Here is a 17661-nt window from a genome sequence, read left to right as displayed (position 1 = left end):
ATATGGCGTCGTGCCACTATCGGGCTGTCTCGCTGCCAGCGGATATCTCGGGCCGGCACGTTCGCATGGGCTGATTACACTGTGGAAATCGCCACACGGGGAGTACCTGGGATGGGCTGCGTGTTGATAGGGCAGGCTGGACGGGCGTCCGCTCGAGGTAGACGGCCATGAACAACCGTGGCCGGAGCATTTCCCTGCAGTGGCTGGTGGCATTGGCGATCATGCTGGGCATGCTGGCGCTGGGCGCGGCCCTCGCCTGGCAAGGCTACCTGGGCGTGCGCCAGGCCCTGGTGGCCGCCGCCGGCGATGCCGCCCAGCAGGTCGGCCGAACCATCGACGAGCGCGCCCGGCGCCTGGTCGACCCGGTGCAGAGCAGCATTCGCCTGCTGGCCTTCAGCCCGGCGTCAAGCACGTTGGCCGAGCGTCTCGAGCAACTGCCGCAACTGGTCGAGAGCCTGCGTGCCAACCGCATGCTCAGCGCCGCCTACGTCGGTTATCCAAACGGTGAATTCCTGCTGGTCCGGCGCTTGCGCGACCCGCAACTGTTGCAGCGCTTCGCGGCACCGGCGGACACGGCGTTCCTGGTGCAGACCGTCACCCAGGGCGCCGATGGCGCGATGCAGGGCGAGTGGCGCTTCTATGACCCGGCCCTGACTCTGTTGCAGCGCCAGGGCAAGCCCGACTACCAATACGATCCACGCCAACGCCCCTGGTTCATCGAAGCCAGCGCGCAGCCCGAGACCGTACTCACTCGCCCCTACGTGTTCTTTACCACCCGCGAGATCGGCCTGACCATGGCCCAGCGCAGCGCCGAGGGCACCGCGGTGATCGGCATGGATGTCTCGGTCAACGACCTGGCCAGCGAGAGCCGTGACCTGCGCATCACCGCCGGCACCGAGATCGCCGTGGTCGACGACCAGGGCAACGTGGTGGCCTATCCCGACCTGCAACGGGTGGTCGTGCGCGAGGGTGAGAGCGTGCGCCTGTCGCGCATTGGCGAGCTGGGCATCGGCAGCCTTGCGCATATCTACGCCGACATGCCCCAGGGCGCGAGCCCGCAGCCGTACCAGGTCGAGGGGCAGACCTGGTACGGCATGCGCGTGCCGCTTACCTCCATGGCCGGACAGCACCTGCAGGTGTTGATCGCCGTGCCGGCCCACGAACTGCTGGCCGGCGCGCGCAAGGTGCTGTTCGAGCAGTTGCTCTGGGCAGTGGCACTGGCCGCCGTGTTGCTGTTGCTCGGCGGGCTGCTGGGCCGGCGCATCGGCCGTCCGTTGCGCCGGCTGACCGAGCAGGTGCAGGGCCTGGCCAGTTTCGATTTCAGCCGTGAGGTGGGCGTTGTCTCGCGGGTCTCCGAAGTGCGTGAGCTGAGCCGGGTGCTGAGCCGCATGTCCGGCACCATCCGCAACTTCCAGGCGATCACCCTCACGCTCAGCCGCGAGACCCAACTCGAAGGCATGCTCGACGGCGTGCTCAATCACCTGGTGGCGGCAGCGGGCGTCAGCGCCGGTGCGGTGTATCTGTACGACGACAACACCCGGTTGCGCCTGGCCGCCGCCAGTCGCGGCCATGACTACCCCGAGGAACTGGCGGTGCCTGAAGGCGAGCGGCAAGACCTGGCCAGCGCGGTGACCCAGGCCCTCGCATGGCAAGGGCGCAGCCTGGCGGTGGTGCTCAACGACCGCGGCCAGGCGCTGCTCGGCATCCTGGTACTGCAACTCGCCGATGCGAACGCGGCCGTGGGCCAACCGTTCCAGCGCTTCGTCGAGGAACTGTCCGGAGCCGCCGCCGTGGCCATCGAGACCCGCCAGCTGGTCGAGGCCCAGCAGCGCCTGCTGGACGCCATGATCAAGTTGCTGGCCGACGCCATTGACGCCAAGAGCCCCTATACCGGCGGCCATTGCGAACGGGTGCCGCAGCTGGCGCAGATGCTCCTGGACCAGGCCGTGCAGGCTGACAGCGGCCCCTATGCCGATTTCAGCATGAGCGAGGCCGAGCGCTACGAATTCCGCGTGGCCGCCTGGCTGCACGACTGCGGCAAGATCACCAGCCCCGAATACGTGGTGGACAAGGCGACCAAGCTCGAGACCTTGTACAACCGCATCCACGAGGTGCGCATGCGCTTCGAGGTGCTCTGGCGCGATGCCGAGGTCGCCTACTGGCAAGGCGTGGCCAACGGCGATGATGAGCCGGCGCTGCGGCGCACGCTGGAGGCATGCCGGGCAACCTTGCAGGAGGAGTTCGCCTTCGTCGCCAACGCCAACATCGGTGGCGAGTTCATGCAGGAGGCCGATATCGACCGCCTGCGCACTATCGGCCAGCGCCGCTGGCGGCGGCACTTCGACAACCGCCTGGGCATCTCCCGCGATGAGGCGGAGCGGTTCACCGACACCTCGGCGGCAACCTTGCCAGTGGACGAGCCCCTGCTTGCCGACCGCGATGAGCACCGGGTGCCCTGGGGCGATCGTACGCCGCCGGTGGCCAAGGACGACCCGCGCAACCACTGGGGTTTCGACATGCGCCTGCCGGCCCATGCCAGCAACCACGGCGAGCTGTACAACCTGTCGATCCGCCGCGGCACGCTCAACGATGAAGAGCGCTTCAAGATCAACGAGCACATCGTGCAGACCATCATCATGCTCAGCGCACTGCCGTTCCCGCGCCAACTCAGGCGCGTGCCGTCAATCGCCGGCAACCATCACGAGAAGATGGACGGCAGCGGCTACCCGCGCAGGCTCGGCCAGGAGGCGTTGAGCATCCCCGAGCGGGTGATGGCGATCGCCGACATCTTCGAGGCGCTGACCGCGGCGGACCGGCCCTACAAGGCACCGAAGACCTTGTCCGAGTCGGTGAAGATCCTGGTGTTCATGGCGCGGGACAAGCATGTCGACGGGCAGTTGCTGCGCTTGTTCCTGAGTAGCGGGGTGTACCGGCAATATGCCGAGCGCTTCCTGCGCCCCGAGCAGATCGACGAACTGGACGTGGCGTACTGGTTGGAGCAGTTGCAGGGTTTCACGCCAGAGCAATCCACCTACACTCCTTGAGACCTGTTCGGCGGGATCTCTGGAGGCATCCGATGGAAGCATTCTGGCAAGCCTTTCTGGCGGCGTTGCAGACCGAATTCGCCGATGTTGCCGACGCGCGCGAGGTCTCCCGGATCCTCATCCGCCTGCTGATGGCGGCCTTGCTGGGGGCGGTGCTGGGTTTCGAGCGCGAGAGCAAGGGCAAGTCGGCCGGCGTGCGCACCCACATGCTGGTGTCCATGGGCGCGGCCTTGTTCGTCCTGGCGCCGAGCATGGCCGGGGCGGATGCGCAGGCGTTGAGCCGGGTGATCCAGGGCATCGTCGCCGGGATTGGCTTTCTTGGCGCGGGCACGATCCTCAAGGGCAATGGCCGCGACACCAGTCACGTCAAGGGCCTGACCACCGCGGCCGGGTTATGGATGACCGCCGCCATCGGCACGGCCGCCGGCATGGGGCGCGAGGCCACGGCACTGGTCAGCACGGTGCTGGCGCTGCTGGTGCTGGCGAGCATGCCGTTGCTGGTGGAAAAGGTCGAAGGTGAGCATGAGGACAAGCGCGAGGAGGAGGAGGGCAGGAAGCACTGAGGGGAGCCGAAGCTCCCCTCATAAGCGTTGTTGCCTGCTCTTTTCTTATTATTGGAGACTGGCCTGTTGTTGTTTTTGTCGGCTGTCGTCTCTGCACTGCGGGGCCCCCAACCGGGGCCAAGAGCAAACGTATTTTTTTGAGCGCTGACCTGCGTTCATCCAACGTGATCCAACCTTGACTGCCGCTACCTCGGAGGTAGTTTTATTGTTCTTGCCAGGTTGCGGGGCCGTAACCCCTGGAATGCACGTCGACTCCAAAAAAATCTGCTTGCTACGCCTCTGCCGTGTTGTTCTTGTTATGTCAGAGCCGTTTACTGTTGTTTTTATTGGGTATCGCGTTTTTTGTTCTTGTTATGCCTAAAGATATAGCAGGTGGCGTGCCAACTTTTACAAACCCTTTAAAATCAATGGCTTGGTGATTTTGCAGAGTGGATTGGCACGTGAAAATTTGTCGAATTGTTTCCCTGTTACCCGATTTTCTTCTGCACAGCGTGTAGGCGGTAACACTCCACCCACACCTGTGTGACAAGCGTGTGACTCAGCGAACGCCGCGGGCCTTCGCCACCCGCGAACCGGTGGCGCGCCCGAGCACTTCGCTGATACGCAGGCCCGCGGCGATCAGCCGGTCCAGGTCAATGCCGGTTTCGATGCCCAGCCCTTGCAGCAGGTACACCACATCCTCGCTGGCGACGTTACCGGTGGCGCCCTTGGCGTAGGGGCAGCCGCCCAGGCCGGCCACCGAGCTGTCGAACACGCTGATGCCTTCGAGCAGGCTGGCATAGACATTGGCCAGCGCCTGGCCGTAGGTGTCGTGGAAGTGCCCGGCCAGCTGCGCGCGGGGCACCTGGGCCGAGACCACCTCGAACAGGCGGCGGGTGTCACCGGCGGTGCCGGTGCCGATGGTGTCGCCCAGCGATACTTCATAGCAGCCCATGTCATGCAGGGCCTTGGCCACCGGTGCCACCTGCTCGGCGCTGATGCGTCCCTCGTAGGGGCAGCCGAGCACGCAGGAGACATAGCCGCGCACCCGCACACCCTGGCTGCGGGCAGACTCCATGATCGGCTCGAAACGCTTGAGGCTGTCACTGATCGAGCAATTGATGTTGCGCTGGGAGAACGCTTCGGACGCCGCCGCGAACACCGCCACTTCCTTCACCCCGGCGGCCAGGGCATCCTCGAAACCGCGCAGGTTGGGCGCCAACGCCGCATAGGTGACGCCCTCGCGCTGACGGATACCGGCGAACACTTCGCCGGAGCCGGCCATCTGCGGGACCCATTTGGGCGAGACGAAGCTGCCCACTTCTATGTAGGAGAGCCCGGCGTCGGTGAGGTCGTCCACCAGGCGCACCTTGTCGGCGACGCTGATGGGCTGGGCTTCGTTCTGCAGGCCGTCGCGCGGGCCGACTTCGACCAGGCGGACATTCTTGGGCAATGACATGGCGGGCTTCCTGTGGCGGATCAACGGTGGGTGTGCGGCGGGTTCAGGGTGGCGGCCAGGGCCTGCTCGCAACGCTCCTGGGCGGTGTCCAGCTCCAGGTGCATCTGCTGGATGTCGAGCATCTGCTGTTCGAGCTGGGCGCGGCGTTCGGCGATCTTCGCCAGCATGCTGGTGAGCTGTTTCTGGTTGCCGCCGGAGGGGTCGTAGAGTTCGATCAGTTCACGGCATTCGGCCAGCGAGAAACCGATGCGCTTGCCGCGCAGGATCAGTTTGAGCGTGACCTTGTCGCGGGCCGAGTAGATGCGTTCCAGGCCGCGTCGTTCAGGGCTGAGCAGACCCTGCTCCTCATAGAAGCGGATGGCGCGGGTGGTGATGTCCAGTTCGCGGGACAGGTCGGAGATGCTGTAGGTCTGGCTGCTCATGCTTGCGCTCGGGGGAGGGAATGCGAGTAACCTAATGCCAGGTTGACGTATACGTCAAGCAAGGGCTGTGCTCGCAGCCCCGCTCAGGCATTCACGGACTTGCGATAGGCCTTGGGCGTCTGCCCGTCGAGCCGTTTGAAGAATCGTGCAAAGTAGGTCGGGTCGCTGAACCCCAGGCTGTCGGACAACTGGCCGATGCTCATGCGCGTGTAGGCAAGATTGCGCCGTGCTTCGAGCAGCAGGCGCTGGTGGATCACCTGCAACGCCGATTGCCCGGCCAGCGCCCGGCACAGCTGGTTCAACAGCAGGCTGGTGATGCCCAGGCGCGCGGCGAAATCGTCCACGGCAAGGTGCTCGCGGTAATGCGCCTCGACCAGGCGCAGGTAACGGCCGAGCAACTGCTGGTCCCGTTCGTCCTGGCTGCGCGCTGGCAAGGCGGCTTGCTGGCGGTTGATCCACACCATCAGCGCAGTGACCAGTGCCTGCAGCATGGGGCCGCGGGCCGGGGCGCTGCCCTGGTACTCCTGCTGCAGCGTGTCGATCAGGCCGTGCAGGCGCACGCGGTCCTTGCCCAGCGGGTAGCACCGCGCCGCCGCCAGCACGCTCAGGGGGGCGCCCAGGCGCTTTTCCAGATCGACCACCAAGGCCGTGCCGAACGTCAGCACATGCCCCTGGATATCGGCACTGAAGCGAAAACCATGGACAGTCAGCGGCGGCACCACCTGGATCGCCGCCTCGCGAATCACCCGGCGTTCGCCCTCGATCTCCACCTGTGCCTCGCCGCGCTGCACATAGAGCAGCTGGAACAGTTCGGCGTGCCGGTGCGGTTTGATCTCCCAGTGGTGCAGACGGCTGCGCGCCGGGATCGACTCGCAGTGCAGCAGGTCGGTATCCGGCCAGGCACGGTGCTCGCCATACAGCTGGAACAACGGGATGCCGGGAAGGGGGCTGTGCATGGGGCTGTGCATGGGGTGGGGCCTGTCCGTTAATCGAACGAATTTCAAGAAAGTGCAGTTTTCAAAGCGGATTTAGCACGTTCTGCGCATTTTTCATCAGTAAAAATACAGGTGCAAACCCTAACAGCAGATGCGCGGCCATTGCCAGTGCAAAGCCGGCATCGTCATCGCGAGACAACAACAATGAAGACTCAGGTTGCAATCATCGGCGCCGGCCCGTCCGGCCTGCTGCTCGGCCAGTTGCTGCACAATGCCGGCATCGACACGCTGATCGTCGAGCGCCAGACCCCGGACTATGTGCTGGGGCGCATCCGTGCCGGCGTGCTCGAACAGGGCACGGTCGAGTTGCTGCGCGAAGCCGGCGTGGCCCAGCGCATGGGTCGCGAAGGGTTGGTTCATGAAGGGGTCGAGTTGCTGGTCGGTGGCCATCGCCAGCGTCTTGACCTCAAGGCACTGACCGGTGGCAAGACGGTGATGGTCTACGGCCAGACCGAGGTCACCCGCGACCTGATGCAGGCTCGCGAGCAGAGTGGGGCGCCGATCATCTATGCGGCGAACAATGTCCAGCCCCATGACATCGAGGGGCCGCGGCCCTACCTGACGTTCGACAAGGACGGTCGCCAGCAGCGGGTCGAGTGCGATTATATCGCCGGCTGCGATGGCTTCCATGGCGTGGCCAGGCAGAGCATCCCGGCCAGCGTGCTGAAGGTGTACGAGCGGGTCTATCCGTTCGGCTGGCTGGGACTGCTGGCCGATACCCCGCCGGTCAACCATGAGCTGATCTACGCCCATCACGAACGCGGTTTCGTGCTGTGCAGCCAGCGCTCGCAGACGCGCAGCCGCTACTACCTGCAGGTGCCGCTGCAAGAGCGGGTCGAGGACTGGTCCGACGAGCGCTTCTGGACCGAGCTCAAGGCGCGCCTGCCACAGGCGGTGGCCGAGCAACTGGTGACCGGGCCTGCGCTGGAGAAAAGCATCGCGCCGCTGCGCAGCCTGGTGGTCGAGCCGATGCAGCATGGCCGCCTGTTCCTGGTCGGCGACGCCGCGCACATCGTGCCGCCCACCGGCGCCAAGGGCCTGAACCTGGCAGCCTCGGACGTCAACTACCTGTACCGGATCCTGGTCAAGGTCTACCGCGAGGGGCGCACCGACCTGCTGGCGCAGTATTCGCCCATGGCATTGCGGCGGGTATGGAAGGGCGAGCGCTTCAGTTGGTTCATGACCCAGCTGCTGCACGACTTCGGCGAGCACCAGGATGATTGGGACCGCAAGATGCAGGCGGCCGATCGCGAGTACTACCTGGGGTCGGCGGCGGGGCTGGCGAATATCGCCGAGAACTATGTGGGGCTGCCGTTCGAGGCTGTGGAATAACCGGCGCGTCAGCGGCGGCTGGGGCTTTCCAGCAAGGCGACCATCTCGCGATAACCGCGTTGGCGCGCATGCTCCAGCGCGGTCACGCCGTCCTTGTCGGCAATTAGCGGGTCCGCCCCGGCCGCCAGCAACTGGCGCACGATTTCCACATGCCGCGGGCCGCCATCGCCGAGGATCACCGCCTCGAGAAGCGCGGTCCAGTGCAGGCGGTTGAGGTGGTTCACATCGACACCGGCCGCGATCAGCAACTGCACGGTGCTCACATGCCCGCGTTCGGCGGCCGGGATCAGCGCGGTACCACCGTAGCGGTTGGTGCTCTTCAGGTCGGCGCCATGGGCCAGGGTCAGGCGCAGGATGTCGTCCAGCCCCCGTGCGCCCGCGTACAGGTAGGGGCTGTCGCTGATGTTGTCCTTGGCGTTGACGTCGGCGCCGGCCTCGATCAGCACCTTGGCGGCTTCTACTTCATTGGCGTGGGTGGCCACCAGCAACGCGGTCTGGCCCTGGTCGTTGCGGGTATCGGCCTGCGCGCCCTGGTTGAGCAGTTGGCGCACGGCGGGGGTATCGCCGCGGTGGGCGGCATCGAGCAACGCAGTGTTCATGGCGGGGGTCTCGGCGTGGCAGGCAAGGCTGGTGAACAAGGTCAGCAGCAAGGCGGTGAACGGCAGGCGCATGGTGGTCGGCTCCTGATAGGACGAGGGCCCATGCTAGGGGGCCTGTGTTTGTAGCAGAAGTGAATAATCTGGATGGATCCCAGTGTATTTGCGCATGTTGCCGGGTATCGGTACCCGTGGTAGAAGTCAGGCTTGTCATTCAGAAGTCGAATATCAAGATGTCTGCCAGCGCAAAACCGAATAGGGCCCTGTTCGACCTCGACCTGCTGCGCGCCATCGTCGTGGTGGCTGACTGCGGCAGTTTCACCACCGCCGCGGCGCGCCTGCATTCCACGCAGTCGACCATCAGCCAGAAGGTCCGCCGCCTCGAGGACATGGTCGGTCACCGCCTGCTGGTGCGGGGCAACCGCGATGTGCTGCCCACCGATGCCGGGCAGACCCTGCTTGGTTATGCCCGACACATGCTGGCCCTCAACGACCAGATGCTCGAGGCGTTGGCCGGGGCCATGGTCGGGGTAACCGTGCGCCTGGGTGTGCCGGAGGATTTCGTCGGCGGGCGTACCACCAATGCGCTGTCCGCGTTCAGCCGGCAGCACCCCCAGGTCAAGCTGGAAGTCACCAGCGGGTTATGCCGCGATCTCAGCCAGGCCTATGACAACGGCGAGCTCGACCTGGTGCTGCTCAAGCAGCGGCGCAACAGCCGCGAGGGCGTGGCCTGCTGGCCGGAGCGCCTGCAATGGATCGACAGCGCGCGCATACCGTCCTTCGATCTCGACCCGATTCCCTTGGTGACCTTTCCGCCACGCGGGCTGTACCGCGATGACATGATCAGCGCGATCGAAGGCATGGGCCGGCGCTGGCGCATCAGCTTCACCAGCTCGAGCCTCAGCGGTATCCAGGCGGCGGTGGCCGACGGCATGGGCATCAGCCTGCTGCCGCCGCGGGCGGCGCTGCCCGAGCACCGGGTACTGGGCATCGAGCAGGGGCTGCCGGAGGTGGACAGCTACGAGATCGTCATCGTGCACCGGCCCACGGCGGATGTGATGGTCAAGGCACTGGCCGAGGTCTTGACGGAGTTGCTGGCGGTGCAGGCGATCTGATCCGCCGGAAACTCACTCCTTGCAGCAATGCGGCTTGTCACTCGGATTTTCATAGCGATCATGATGCCGCACCCAGTCCATCGTCCCGTCCTCGTTGCGCCCGAGGGGCGCCAGGTCGAGGAAGTTGTACGCGTTGACCAGGATGTCCAGCCCCCGGGCATAGGTGGAGTAGGTGTGGTACAGGCTGCCGTCGCTATCACGGTAGAACGCGCTGAGCCCGGGCAGCTCCGTTTCGTCGCCGGTGTAGGGTTCGTAGTTGTACTGGGCGCTGCCATCGGTGGCGACAGTGACGCCGAAATCCTGGTTGAAGCGGCTGCCGTGCGATGAAAACCATGGGAAGTGCCAGCCCATGCGCCGGCGGAACGCCTGGAACTCGGCATAGGGCGCCCGCGAAACCGCCACCAGGGAAACATCGTGGTGGGCCAGGTGCAGGTTGGCGCCGTCGAAGTGGTCGGCCAGGAACGAGCAGCCCGGGCAGCCTTCGTGCCAGCCGTCGGCGAACATGAAGTGATAGACCAGCAACTGACTGCGTCCGGCGAACAGCTCGCCCAGGCTTAGATCGCCGTCCGGGCCCTGGAAACGGTAGTCCTGTTCCACCGCTACCCAGGGCAGGGCGCGGCGGGCGGCGGCAAGCTCGTCGCGTTGATGGGTGAAGGCTTTCTCGTGCAGCCAGAGCTGGTGGCGGGCGGCGAGCCATTGGCTGCGGGTTGCCACGGTGTGTTTGGGAGTGGGATGGCTCATGGCGTGACTCCACGCTTGGGGGTTCATCCCGTAGTCGGGTGGCCTTTGGGTAATTCGACAGGTTTTATCCGTTATCGACGAATGGTTGCTCCGGAGCCGGGAGTTTGCATTTACCGTCGATCACGAGCAGCTTGTTTTTGCTCTGTTTTTGCTCTTTTTTTGCTCTGTTTTTGCTTCTAAGCGCGCGATAGTTCAGGCGACACAAATTGCGACTTCAGGAGGCCGAACGGAGGTCTTGCGGAGGGAGGTGACGGGCATGGATGCCCGTCAAGCGCTGCGCCCCAGGATGGGGCGTTCAGCGCGGTCCTCCCGGGAGCAAGGCCGGAGTGAGGGGACCCGGAGCGAAGCGGAGGGCCGGATGAATGGAGCGAGCGGTTTTTGCCTTCTTTTGCCCGCGTGCAAAAGAAGGTCGCCGTAAAGGCGAAAAGGTGAGTATGCGTCGACATCGCAAATGAATGCACTTACAACTATAAAAACCGATGCCGATTGACTCTGATTTTGATTTTCACAGCGTATGTTTTGAAAGTTATATCCGCATTCATTAACCATGTCGATGTACAGTCACCTTTTCGCCTTTACGGCGACCTCCTTTTCTCTTGGGAAAAGGAGGCAAAACCGTTCGGCTCCGTTCATCCGGCCCCTACGCTTCGCTCCGGGGTCCCCTCACTCCGGGCTTGCTCCGGGAGGACGCGCCGACGGGCCATCCATGGCCTGATCGGCGCTTGACGGGCATCCATGCCCGTCACCTCCCTGCGCAAGCCCTCCGTTCGGCCTCCTGAAGTCGCAATTTGTGTCGCCTGAACTATCGCGCACTTAGAAGCAAAAGCAGAGCAAGAACCGATCAAGATCAAGATTAAATCTTCATATATTGCATCGCTGTTTTGCGGGAGGCGGACTGGGTCGCGTATATCTGCGCAGGACCACGAACCACTAATGCAGAATCTGCTTCAAAAACGCCTGTGCCCGCGCCGTCCTGGGCTGCCCGAAGAACACTTCCGGTGAAGAGTCCTCAATGATCTGCCCACCTTCGAGAAACAACACCCGCTCTGCCACCTGTCGGGCAAAGCCCATCTCGTGGGTCACGCAGAGCATGGTCATGCCGGTGCCGGCCAGTTGCACCAGCACATCCAGTACCTCGGCCACCATCTCCGGGTCGAGCGCCGAGGTCGGCTCGTCGAACAGCATGATCCTCGGCTTCATGCACAACGCCCGGGCGATCGCCACCCGCTGCTGCTGGCCGCCGGAGAGCTGGCTGGGGTACTTGTGCGCCTGGCTTTCGATACCGACCTTGCTCAGGTACGAGCGCGCCCGTTCCTCGGCGTCCCGCCGCGACAGGCCGCGCACGCTCATCGGTGCCAGCAGGCAATTGTCGAGCACGCTCATGTGCGGGAACAGGTTGAAGTGCTGGAACACCATGCCGATCTCGCTGCGCACCTTGGCGGCCTCTCGGCCAGTGCTGGCAAGGTCGGTGCCGGCCACGCGGATGCTGCCCTGCTGGGCGATCTCCAGGCGGTTGATGCAGCGGATCAGCGTCGACTTGCCCGAGCCCGAGGGGCCGCAGAGCACGATGCGTTCGCCCTCGCGCACCGACAGGTCGATATCGTGCAGCACATGGAACGCGCCGTAATGCTTGTTCAGGCCCTCGATACGGATCAGCTCCGGGCGCGGGTCGGGGGCAGGGTGCAGGCAGGCAAGGCTCAAGGGTGCGGTCATCTTGTTGTTCTCCCGCTCAAGGTTCAGGCGAAGCGTGCGGCGCTGTAGGGCGCAGGGTCGGTGAAGGGGCGCTCGCCGGTCATCAGTTCCGCCAGCAGGCGGCCGCTGACCGGGCCCAGCGTCAGGCCATGATGGGCATGGCCGAAGTTGAACCACAGGTGCTTGTGCAGCGGCGCCGGGCCGATCACCGGGCGCATGTCCGGCAGGCAGGGGCGACGGCCCAGCCAGGGCTTGTCGTCCAGGCGCTCGCCCAGGGCCGGGAACAGCTTGCGCGCCAGGGCCTCGCAGCGGCGCAGCTGGATCTCGTTGGCCGGGGCATCGCTGGCGGCGAACTCGATGCCGGTGGTCAGGCGCACGCCCCGGGCCATCGGCGCCAGGACATAGCCGCCCTGGGTGTCGCAGATCGAGTGGCCCAGTTCGGCGCCGTCGCGGGTCGCGTAGTGCATGTGGTAGCCGCGCTTGATCCCCAGCGGAAAGCGGTAGCCCAGCCGTTCATAGAGGTCGGCCGACTGCGGGCCGAGGCAGGCCACCACCTCGTCGGCGGTCAGCGTGCCGCGGCGGCTGTCCACCTGCCAGCCGCCCTCGACCTGGCGCAGGCTGCGCGCATCGCCGTGGAGGAACTGGCCGCCACGCTGGACGAACAGCGCGGCATAACCACGGGTCAAGCCGCCGGGGTTGCTCACGGTCTTCGGGTCGAGCCAGTGGATGCCACCGATCACCCCACCGTCCAGTTGCTGCTCGCGAGCCTGCAGTTGCTCGCGTTCGAGGATCTCGTAGCGCAGGCCGTAGCGGGCCAGGCCTTGAAGGTCGCGCTTGGCCTGGGCGAACAGCGCGGCGTCGCGGTACACCTCGATCCAGCCCTTGGCCTGCACCAGCCCTTGCAGGCCGGCGGCTTCGATCAGCGCATCGTGTTCCTCGACGCTGCGCTGCACCAGCGGCAGCATGTCGGCGGCGGCCTTGGCCAGGCGTCCGGGGGTGGACTGGCGCCAGTAGCTGAGCAGCCATGGCGCGGCCTTGGGCAGGTGGGCGAGGCTGTAGCGCACGTCGGGCTGGCGGTTCAGGCCATAGCGCAGCAGGGCGCTGTACTGGCGCGGGAAGGCATAGGGGATCACGCTGGAACGCTCGATCAGCCCGGCGTTGCCATGGCTGGTGCCGCTGCCTGGCTCGTCGCGGTCGATGAGGATCACCTGGCGTCCGCGGGCCTGCAGGTGCAGGGCGGTGCTGACGCCGACGATGCCGGCGCCCAGGACGATGGTCTGGCAATGCATGGAAGATTTCCTTCAGTCAGTTCAGGTGGCGGCCCAGGCGGGCTTCCAGGTGTTTCAAGGTGCGCCGGACCACCTCGACGATCAGCAGGTAGAGCACTGCCGCCCACAGGTAGATCTGGAAGTCGAAGCTGCGCGAGAAGGCCAGCTTGGTCACCCCCATCAAATCGTAGATCGTCACCAGCGAGGCAATCGCGCTGGCCTTGATCATCATGATCAGCTCGTTGCCCAGCGGGCCGATGGCCACCAGCAGCGACTGCGGCAGGACCACCTTGAAGAAGGTGGTCGAGCGCTTGAGGTTGAGTGCCTTGGCCGCCTCGTACTGGCCCGGCGCGACCGCCATCAGGCTGGCACGGAAGATCTCGGCCTGGTAGGCCGCCGTGTTGAGGGTGAAGGCGAGCAGGGCGCAATACCAGGCCTCGCGGAAGAACCACCAGAGGCCCATCTCCTGCCAGAAACCCTTGAGCGAACCCAGCCCGTAGTACAGCAGGAACAGCTGGGCCAGCAGCGGTGAACCGCGGAAGAAATATACGTAGCCAGCCGCCAGGCGCCGCAGCACGCGGCTGGGTGACATGCGCGCCAGCGCCAGGAGCATGCCCAGCAGCGCGCCGAGGGTGAACGAGATCGCCACCAGCTTGGCGGTGACCAGCAGGCCATCGACGAAACGCACGCCGTAACGGTCCAGCAAGTCCGGGTCGAGCACGTAGGCCAGCAGTTGCTCCAGGCTCATGGGCGGGCTCCTTGCAGGTGGCGGTTGCTGCGCCGCTCGAGCAGGGCGAAGACCCTGCCCGACAGCGCCGAGAACAGCAGGTAGACCAGGCAGGCCACCCCGTAGAACAGCATCGGCTCCTTGGTCACGCTGACCGCGAGGTTGGTCTGGCGCATCAGGTCGATCAGCGAGATGGTCGAGACCAGCGAAGTGTCCTTGAGCAGGCTCAGCCAGTTGTTCGACAGGCCCGGCAAGGCGATGCGCGTCAGTTGCGGCAGCACCACCTTGAAGAACCCGGTGCGCTTGCCCAGGCCCAGGGCCGCGCAGGCCTCCAGCTGGCCCTTGGGCAGGGTCTTGAAGGCCATCAGCCAGATCTCGCTGGAGAACGCGGCGAACACCAGGCTGAAGGCGGCCATGGCGGCGAGGAAGGTGTTGATCAGCACCTCGCCCTCATAGCCCAAGGCGGCGAGGAGCTTCTGCGCGGCGATCTGACAACCGTAGTAGATGATCAGCAGGGTGAGCAGTTCGGGCAGGCCGCGAAACACCGTGGAGAAGAGGGTGGCCCAGGCCCGCGGCAGGCGTTTGCGCGAGCGCGCGGCGAGCGCCACCAGCAGGCCCAGTGGCAGGCCGATGGGCAGGCAGGCCAGGGCCAGCGACACGGTCACCAGCGCGCCGGCCAGCAACGCCTGGCCCCAGCCGCCGCTGGCGAAGGAAAGCAGGGAGAGTTGATCGAGCATGGCTAACCCCCAGGAAACAGGTGCCCTGGTGGGAGCGGGCTTGCCCCGCGATGGCGTGGTTCACTGATCAGGCGCCATCGCGCGGCAGGCCGGCCTCCACGAGATTACTGGTAGATGTCGAAGGCGAAGTACTTGCTCGCGATCTTCTGGTAGGTGCCATTGGCCACGATCGCCGCCAGCGCCTCGTTCAGCCGGGTGCGCAGGGCCTGGTCGTCCTTGCGCACGGCAATCGCCGCGTCGGCCTTGGTGCCGTCGACATCGCCGAGGATCTTGCAGCAGTCCTTGCCATTCTTGTTCAGCCATTCGTGCAGCGGGAACTTGTCGGCGATCACCCCGTCCAGGCGCCCGGCGGCAAGGTCTGCGTTGGCTTCGTCAAGGGTCGGGTACAGCTTCACGTCCGCGCCGGCCTTGCCGTATACGTCCTCGGCGTAGATCGCCTGGGTCGAGGCGGATTGCGCGCCGACCGTGTAGCCCTTGAAGTCGGTCTGCGCGTCGCTGATCGGGCTGTCCTTGGCGACGGCCACGGTCAGTGGGGTGCGGTAGTAGTGGTCGGTGAAGGCGATCTTCCGGCGCCGTTCCTCGGTGTCGATCATCGAGGCCACCACCGCGTCGTACTTGCGCGCCATCAACGCCGGAATGATGCCTTCCCAGTCCTGGGCCACCAGGGTGCACTCGACCTTCATCTGTTCGCACAGGGCATGGGTGATGTCGATGTCGAAGCCGTGCAGCTTGTTGTCGGCGTCGACGTAGTTGAAGGGGGGATATGCGCCTTCAGTGGCAAAGCGCAGGGTCTCGGCACTGGCGTGGCCCGCCAGCAGCAGGGCGCACGCACCCACCACAGCCATGGTTCCTTTCATCTCGCACCTCGGTCATCGCACTCTTGCTATTGTTGTTTGCCCGCCGGCCACGAGGTGTAGCCGACGAACTCGTTATGTAGAGCGGCAGTTGCTTCCAAGCGTTTTTCAACATCCGGTCCGAGCTGCTTGCAGACCTCGTTGACCATCAGGTGCACCCACGACAGCATGGTCGCGGTGGATTCCCAGAACAGGTTGAATTCGGTGGGGATGCGGAACACCTCGTCGGCTTCGGCATCGGCCCAGTCACAGAAAGTGTCGGTGACCAGGGTCACCGGGATGCCCAGCGCACGGGCCTTGTGGCACAGCTGCCGGGCGTGGCGCGAATAGCGGCGTGCTTCGAACACCACCAGCGTGCAGTCCTGCGGGCGCCCCAGCAGTACCTCGCCGAAATGCCCGGCGCTGCCATCGACCAGTTGCACGCCGTCGCGCAGGTACTGCAGCAGGTGGCTCATGCACATGGCCACGCCACGCTCGGTCTGAAAGCCGGCGACGAATACCCGGGGTTTGTCGGCCAGGCGCCGGGCGACCTGTTGCCAGGTCTCGCTGCGGCTGTACTCGTGCACGCGCACCAGCGCGGCCATTTCCAGCTCCAGGCTGCCTGAGCGCTGGTCGTCCTCGGGTTGCTGGCGAAACGCCTGCAGGCGGTCGCCGGCCAGCCACGGGCCGTCGCCCAGGTCGTTCTGCAGGTCCTGCTTGAGGGCCTTGAGGTGGGCATAGCCCAGGGCGCGGCAGAAGCGGCCGACGCTCGATTCGCTCACGCCCAGCTTGGCGGCGATGCTGGCCGAGGTCTGGAAGGGCAGTTCGTGGAGGTTGGCGAGCATGTAGCTGGCGATCTGGCGGCCCGAGGCGGCAGCGGTGTGCAGGCTGCTTTCCAGGCGTTGCTTGATCGATTGGCTCATGGTCGGTTCCGGTTGATTTCTGGCGTGGAAGCCAAAATGGCTGTTTTCTGTCATCAAGTCAATATTTGACAGATAGCTGTCATTGGCGGGAAAGTCTGTGCAGTTGCGCTGTAGCGATTCCAATTCCAAGAAAGGAGCTCCAGATGTCTTCACCTTCCACCGGCCCTGTCGTGCGCGTGCCTTTTACCGAACTGCAGGCATTGCTCCAGGCTATCTTCGCGCGGCATGGCTGCAGCGCGGCAGTGGCCGCCGTGCTCGCCGACAACTGCGCCAGCGCCCAGCGTGACGGTGCCCACAGCCACGGGGTGTTCCGTATTCCCGGTTATGTCTCGACCCTGGCCAGCGGTTGGGTCGATGGCCGCGCCGAGCCGCAGGTAACCGACCTGGCACCGGCTTATGTGCAAGTCGATGCCAAGGGCGGTTTTGCCCAGCCGGCCCTGGCCGCGGCACGCGCGCTGTTGGTGGCGAAGGCGCGCACGGCCGGCATCGCGGTGCTGGCGATCCACAATTCGCACCATTTCGCCGCGTTGTGGCCGGATGTCGAGCCATTCGCCGATGAAGGCCTGGTGGCCCTGAGCGTGGTCAACAGCATGACCTGCGTGGTGCCCCACGGTGCGCGCAAACCGCTGTTCGGCACCAACCCCATCGCCTTCGCCGCGCCTTGCGCGGGGCACGACCCGATCGTCTTCGACATGGCCACCAGTGCCATGGCCCATGGCGACGTGCAGATCGCCGCCCGGGCTGGCGAACAGCTGCCGCCGGGCATGGGCGTGGATGCCGCCGGCCAGCCGACTACTGACCCCAAGGCGATTCTCGAAGGCGGCGCCTTGCTGCCGTTCGGCGGCCACAAAGGCTCGGCGCTGTCGATGATGGTCGAACTGCTGGCGGCAGCGCTGACGGGGGGCCATTTTTCCTGGGAGTTCGACTGGTCCGGGCATCCGGGGGCAAAGACCCCATGGACCGGGCAGTTGCTGATCGTGATCGATCCGGCCAAGGCGCAAGGCGAGCGTTTTGCCCAGCGCAGCCGTGAACTGGTGGAGCAGATGCAGGAAGCGGGGCTGACGCGCATGCCGGGGGAACGGCGCTACCGTGAGCGTGAAGTGGCACTGCGCGAAGGCGTGGGATTGTCCGAACGGGAGCTGGCCGAGTTGCAAACACTCGCTGGCTGAACCCAAGTTCCATTGTTCAGGGTACCGGTGCGGACCTGCTTCGCACCGGTGTCCGGCCTTCCACCG

General features: G+C 65.2%; 16 protein-coding genes. 5 read left to right on the top strand and 11 right to left on the bottom strand.

Translation table 11 applies throughout. The features are described from left to right. The first annotated feature begins 167 nt into the window (after positions 1–167). Both AAHK21_RS24305 and AAHK21_RS24300 read left to right on the top strand, forming a co-directional pair. Entirely contained in the window at positions 168–3044 is a 2877-nt protein-coding gene (locus tag AAHK21_RS24305) for an HD domain-containing phosphohydrolase (protein ID WP_367858600.1), read from the top strand. A 32-nt stretch (positions 3045–3076) separates the two neighbouring features. Further along, entirely contained in the window at positions 3077–3607 is a 531-nt protein-coding gene (locus tag AAHK21_RS24300; RefSeq protein WP_046855407.1) for an MgtC/SapB family protein, read from the top strand. Positions 3608–4145: 538 nt separating this feature from the next. Here AAHK21_RS24300 and AAHK21_RS24295 read toward each other — a convergent pair. From AAHK21_RS24295 to AAHK21_RS24285, 3 genes are all read right to left on the bottom strand, one after another. Continuing rightward, positions 4146–5045, bottom strand: coding sequence for a hydroxymethylglutaryl-CoA lyase (locus tag AAHK21_RS24295; protein ID WP_367858599.1), 900 nt, complete (start codon positions 5043–5045; stop codon positions 4146–4148). A 20-nt stretch (positions 5046–5065) separates the two neighbouring features. Continuing rightward, a complete protein-coding gene (locus tag AAHK21_RS24290; protein WP_023631568.1) occupies positions 5066–5467 on the bottom strand; it encodes a MerR family DNA-binding transcriptional regulator in 402 nt (133 codons plus the stop codon). 83 nt (positions 5468–5550) lie between these two features. Then, on the bottom strand, positions 5551–6423 hold the full coding sequence (locus tag AAHK21_RS24285; protein WP_217869444.1) for a helix-turn-helix domain-containing protein: 873 nt from the start codon (positions 6421–6423) through the stop codon (positions 5551–5553). 183 nt (positions 6424–6606) lie between these two features. Here AAHK21_RS24285 and pobA point away from each other — a divergent pair, with 183 nt between their 5' ends. Next, positions 6607–7794: a 4-hydroxybenzoate 3-monooxygenase gene (pobA, locus tag AAHK21_RS24280; protein WP_367858598.1), complete on the top strand. Its 1188-nt coding sequence runs from the start codon at positions 6607–6609 to the stop codon at positions 7792–7794. 8 nt (positions 7795–7802) lie between these two features. Here pobA and AAHK21_RS24275 read toward each other — a convergent pair whose 3' ends face one another. After that, positions 7803–8465 carry an ankyrin repeat domain-containing protein gene (locus AAHK21_RS24275; protein WP_367858597.1) on the bottom strand — a complete coding sequence of 221 codons (663 nt, stop codon included), beginning with the start codon at positions 8463–8465 and terminating at the stop codon, positions 7803–7805. Positions 8466–8623: 158 nt separating this feature from the next. Between AAHK21_RS24275 and AAHK21_RS24270 the strand changes: the two genes are divergently transcribed. After that, entirely contained in the window at positions 8624–9505 is an 882-nt protein-coding gene (locus tag AAHK21_RS24270; protein WP_367858596.1) for a LysR substrate-binding domain-containing protein, read from the top strand. Positions 9506–9517: 12 nt separating this feature from the next. On the opposite strand, the gene AAHK21_RS24265 is transcribed toward AAHK21_RS24270, so the two are convergent. The 7 genes from AAHK21_RS24265 to AAHK21_RS24235 form a co-directional block, all read right to left on the bottom strand. Beyond that, on the bottom strand, positions 9518–10246 hold the full coding sequence (locus tag AAHK21_RS24265; RefSeq protein WP_367858595.1) for a DUF899 domain-containing protein: 729 nt from the start codon (positions 10244–10246) through the stop codon (positions 9518–9520). Between the two features lie 930 nt (positions 10247–11176). Continuing rightward, positions 11177–11959 (bottom strand): amino acid ABC transporter ATP-binding protein, encoded by a 783-nt coding sequence (locus AAHK21_RS24260; RefSeq protein ID WP_367858594.1) that lies wholly within the window; start codon positions 11957–11959, stop codon positions 11177–11179. Positions 11960–11982: 23 nt separating this feature from the next. After that, positions 11983–13227, bottom strand: a complete 1245-nt coding sequence (locus AAHK21_RS24255; RefSeq protein ID WP_367858593.1) for an FAD-dependent oxidoreductase — start codon at positions 13225–13227, stop codon at positions 11983–11985. A gap of 16 nt (positions 13228–13243) precedes the next feature. Next, positions 13244–13954 (bottom strand): ABC transporter permease, encoded by a 711-nt coding sequence (locus tag AAHK21_RS24250; protein ID WP_367858592.1) that lies wholly within the window; start codon positions 13952–13954, stop codon positions 13244–13246. Next, positions 13951–14670, bottom strand: coding sequence for an ABC transporter permease (locus AAHK21_RS24245; protein ID WP_046855416.1), 720 nt, complete (start codon positions 14668–14670; stop codon positions 13951–13953). Before AAHK21_RS24245 ends, AAHK21_RS24250 begins: the two co-directional genes overlap by 4 nt. A 104-nt stretch (positions 14671–14774) precedes the next feature. Next, complete coding sequence (locus AAHK21_RS24240) at positions 14775–15527, bottom strand: transporter substrate-binding domain-containing protein (protein WP_023632571.1); 753 nt, start codon at positions 15525–15527, stop codon at positions 14775–14777. Between the two features lie 26 nt (positions 15528–15553). Then, positions 15554–16426: a MurR/RpiR family transcriptional regulator gene (locus AAHK21_RS24235; RefSeq protein ID WP_367858591.1), complete on the bottom strand. Its 873-nt coding sequence runs from the start codon at positions 16424–16426 to the stop codon at positions 15554–15556. A 143-nt stretch (positions 16427–16569) separates the two neighbouring features. Here AAHK21_RS24235 and AAHK21_RS24230 point away from each other — a divergent pair, with 143 nt between their 5' ends. Beyond that, complete coding sequence (locus AAHK21_RS24230) at positions 16570–17595, top strand: Ldh family oxidoreductase (protein WP_367858590.1); 1026 nt, start codon at positions 16570–16572, stop codon at positions 17593–17595. Positions 17596–17661 lie beyond the last annotated feature (66 nt).

The organism is Pseudomonas sp. TE50-2 (assembly GCF_040813665.1).
GTDB lineage: Bacteria > Pseudomonadota > Gammaproteobacteria > Pseudomonadales > Pseudomonadaceae > Aquipseudomonas > Aquipseudomonas soli.
Note: the sequence above shows the minus strand (reverse complement) of the source record. Positions and strands in the feature narration are given on the sequence as shown.

Excerpts from the sequence above, each read along its gene's own strand:
- AAHK21_RS24305 (WP_367858600.1), top strand. The coding sequence starts at position 168 with ATGAACAACCGTGGCCGGAGCATTTCCCTGCAGTGGCTGGTGGCATTG.
- AAHK21_RS24300 (WP_046855407.1), top strand. The coding sequence starts at position 3,077 with ATGGAAGCATTCTGGCAAGCCTTTCTGGCGGCGTTGCAGACCGAATTC.
- AAHK21_RS24295 (WP_367858599.1), bottom strand. The coding sequence starts at position 5,045 with ATGTCATTGCCCAAGAATGTCCGCCTGGTCGAAGTCGGCCCGCGCGAC.
- AAHK21_RS24290 (WP_023631568.1), bottom strand. The coding sequence starts at position 5,467 with ATGAGCAGCCAGACCTACAGCATCTCCGACCTGTCCCGCGAACTGGAC.
- AAHK21_RS24285 (WP_217869444.1), bottom strand. The coding sequence starts at position 6,423 with ATGCACAGCCCCCTTCCCGGCATCCCGTTGTTCCAGCTGTATGGCGAG.
- pobA (WP_367858598.1), top strand. The coding sequence starts at position 6,607 with ATGAAGACTCAGGTTGCAATCATCGGCGCCGGCCCGTCCGGCCTGCTG.
- AAHK21_RS24275 (WP_367858597.1), bottom strand. The coding sequence starts at position 8,465 with ATGCGCCTGCCGTTCACCGCCTTGCTGCTGACCTTGTTCACCAGCCTT.
- AAHK21_RS24270 (WP_367858596.1), top strand. The coding sequence starts at position 8,624 with ATGTCTGCCAGCGCAAAACCGAATAGGGCCCTGTTCGACCTCGACCTG.
- AAHK21_RS24265 (WP_367858595.1), bottom strand. The coding sequence starts at position 10,246 with ATGAGCCATCCCACTCCCAAACACACCGTGGCAACCCGCAGCCAATGG.
- AAHK21_RS24260 (WP_367858594.1), bottom strand. The coding sequence starts at position 11,959 with ATGACCGCACCCTTGAGCCTTGCCTGCCTGCACCCTGCCCCCGACCCG.
- AAHK21_RS24255 (WP_367858593.1), bottom strand. The coding sequence starts at position 13,227 with ATGCATTGCCAGACCATCGTCCTGGGCGCCGGCATCGTCGGCGTCAGC.
- AAHK21_RS24250 (WP_367858592.1), bottom strand. The coding sequence starts at position 13,954 with ATGAGCCTGGAGCAACTGCTGGCCTACGTGCTCGACCCGGACTTGCTG.
- AAHK21_RS24245 (WP_046855416.1), bottom strand. The coding sequence starts at position 14,670 with ATGCTCGATCAACTCTCCCTGCTTTCCTTCGCCAGCGGCGGCTGGGGC.
- AAHK21_RS24240 (WP_023632571.1), bottom strand. The coding sequence starts at position 15,527 with ATGAAAGGAACCATGGCTGTGGTGGGTGCGTGCGCCCTGCTGCTGGCG.
- AAHK21_RS24235 (WP_367858591.1), bottom strand. The coding sequence starts at position 16,426 with ATGAGCCAATCGATCAAGCAACGCCTGGAAAGCAGCCTGCACACCGCT.
- AAHK21_RS24230 (WP_367858590.1), top strand. The coding sequence starts at position 16,570 with ATGTCTTCACCTTCCACCGGCCCTGTCGTGCGCGTGCCTTTTACCGAA.